The organism is Microbacterium sp. zg.Y909, from assembly GCF_024626565.1.
Map to the genome: position 1 here is coordinate 1 of NZ_JANJFJ010000511.1, position 2561 is coordinate 2561.

At 71.8% G+C, this 2561-nt stretch carries 3 protein-coding genes; 1 reads left to right on the plus strand and 2 read right to left on the minus strand.

Annotation, left to right across the window (positions count from 1 at the left end):
• On the minus strand, positions 1-1014 hold a 1014-nt coding region (gene hflX, locus NQ160_RS22140; protein WP_257517199.1), incomplete at its 3' end, for a GTPase HflX.
• A gap of 84 nt (positions 1015-1098) precedes the next feature.
• Between hflX and NQ160_RS22145 the strand changes: the two genes are divergently transcribed.
• Entirely contained in the window at positions 1099-1740 is a 642-nt protein-coding gene (locus NQ160_RS22145; protein ID WP_257517200.1) for a class I SAM-dependent methyltransferase, read from the plus strand.
• Between the two features lie 70 nt (positions 1741-1810).
• Here NQ160_RS22145 and dapF read toward each other — a convergent pair.
• Positions 1811-2561, minus strand: a 751-nt coding sequence (dapF, locus tag NQ160_RS22150) for a diaminopimelate epimerase (protein WP_257517201.1), incomplete at its 5' end; no start/stop codon positions are given.

Sequence of the window (2561 nt, forward strand, 5' to 3'; positions counted from 1 at the left end):
CGAGCGGCGCACTGTGGCATCCAGGGTCGCGAACAGCGCGTTCTCGACGAGCACACCGGCACTGGTGAGCCGGTTGAGCAGGCTGGACTTGCCGGCGTTGGTGTAGCCCGCGATGGCGACCGAGGGGATCGTGTGGCGCTTGCGCTCCGCGCGCTTGGCGTCGCGCGCGGGACCGAAGTCGCGGATCTGGCGGCGCAGCACCGCCATGCGCGTGCGGATGCGGCGGCGGTCCAGCTCGATCTTCGTCTCACCGGGGCCACGCGATCCCATGCCCGCGCCACCGGCGCCCACCTGGCCACCGGCCTGGCGGCTCATCGAGTCACCCCAGCCGCGCAGGCGCGGCAGCAGGTACTCGAGCTGGGCGAGCTCGACCTGCGCCTTGCCCTCGCGGCTCTTCGCGTGCTGGCTGAAGATGTCGAGGATCACCGTCGTGCGGTCGATGACCTTGACCTTCACGACATCCTCGAGCGCGCGCCGCTGGCTGGGCGCGAGTTCGGTGTCGGCGATGACGGTGTCGGCGCCGACCGACGCGACGATGTCACGCAGCTCCTGGGCCTTGCCCCGACCCACGTACGTGGCCGGGTCCGGGTGCGGACGCCGCTGCAGCACGCCGTCGAGCACGACCGCGCCGGCCGTCTCGGCGAGCGCCGCGAGTTCACGCAGGGAGTTCTCGGCATCCTCCTGAGACCCCTGCGGGTACACGCCGACGAGCACGACGTTCTCCAGCCGCAGCTGGCGGTACTCGACCTCGGTGACGTCCTCGAGTTCGGTGGAGAGCCCCGGCACGCGGCGCAGGGCGGCCCGCTCCTCGCGGTCCCACTGGTCGCCGTCGCTGTCACCGTAGGCAGTCGACTCGTCCTGCAGCGCCTGTGCTGCGCCCAGCGGGTGGTTCTCGCCCCGCTCGCCGAACGTCGTGACCTTCACGCCCGAGCGCAGCTCTGCGCGGGCCAGCACCCGATCCACCGGGTCGACCGGGGTCGAGTCGGCGTTTTCGGGAATGGTGGTGTCTGTCATGTAATCCTTTCGGGATGCCGCTGACCGCGGCATCCTCAAACTCTAGCTTTCCGCCCTGCGGGTGGCCTCCGGTACGCTCGCAGGATGGGGAACGATCACTACTTCAGTGCGTCCCCGTCCAGTCCCGATGATCTCCGCCGCATCCGTGTGACCCTCGCAGGCCGCGCCGTCGAGGTCACGACGGCGGGCGGGGTGTTCAGCCCGGACCATGTGGATTCCGGAACGGCGGTGCTGCTGGCGAACACTCCACCGCCTCCGCCCGGTGGACACCTGCTCGACCTCGGCTGCGGCTGGGGTCCGATCTCCCTGTCGCTGGCCATGGATGCTCCCCACGCGACGGTGTGGGCCGTCGACGTGAACGAGCGGGCACTGGATCTCGTTCGCCGCAACGCGGAGGCGTTGGGGCTCACCAACATCAACGCCGCGCTGCCCGACGATGTTCCCTCGGATGTCTCGTTCCGCTCGATCCGCTCGAATCCGCCCATCAGAGTCGGCAAGAGCGTGCTGCACGGCATGCTGCAGCACTGGATCCCCCGCCTGGACGCGCGCAGCGACGCCTGGCTGGTCGTGCAGCGCAACCTCGGCTCGGACTCGCTGCAGCGGTGGCTGGATGCCACGTTCGCCGACGGCTACAGCGTGCACCGGGCAGCCACCGCCCGCGGTTTCCGGGTCATCCGAGTGCGCCGTCACGGCTCACCCCCGACGGCCGAGATCACCCTGCCCTGAGCCGCCACCGCAGGGCGCCCGCACCCGCGCCTGGCGCGAGCGCGACCCGCGCCGGGCGCGACGTCGCAGGTCAGGCCAGCGTCACCTCGCCGGTGAAGACCAGGGTCGCAGGTCCCGACAGCAGCACGTGCTCGCCGTCGCCCTCCGTCCGCACGCGGACTGCGAGCCTGCCTCCGGGAACGTCGACCTGCCAGGCGTCCGGCGCGGCCGGCCCCGCCCAGTGCCGCACTGCAAGCGCCGCCGCCGCGACCCCGGTTCCGCAGCTGAGGGTTTCCCCCACCCCGCGTTCGAAGACGCGCATGGTGATCGCCCCGACGCCGCCGCGCACGAGCGGGTCGGCCGGGACGACGAATTCGATGTTCGCACCGTGGCGTGGCGCGGGGTCGAGAATCGGCTGCACCGTGAGGTCCAGTCCCTCGAGCTCGCGGTGCGTGGGGAGCGCGACGACGACGTGCGGATTGCCCACGTCGATCCCCTGGCCGGGGCGGGCGACGTCGAGCCCCCGGGCGCGCACGAGCACGTCGTCCCCCTCGGTGCGCCAGAGACCGAGGTCCACTTCGAACCCCTCGGGTGAGCGCGTGACCCGCTTCACACCGGCACGCGTGCCGATGTCGAGGTGGCCGCCATCGGCGAGGACGGCAAGCCCGGTGTCCACGAGATACCGCGCGAACACCCGGATGCCGTTGCCGCACATCTCCGCGGCCGAGCCGTCGGCGTTGCGGTAGTCCATGAACCACTCCGCGCCGGATGCCGCGGCCTCGCGACCCGCCTCGATCGCGGCGGAGCGCACGACGCGCAGGGTGCCGTCGCCGCCGATGCCG

Excerpts from the sequence above, each read along its gene's own strand:
- NQ160_RS22145 (WP_257517200.1), top strand. The coding sequence starts at position 1,099 with ATGGGGAACGATCACTACTTCAGTGCGTCCCCGTCCAGTCCCGATGAT.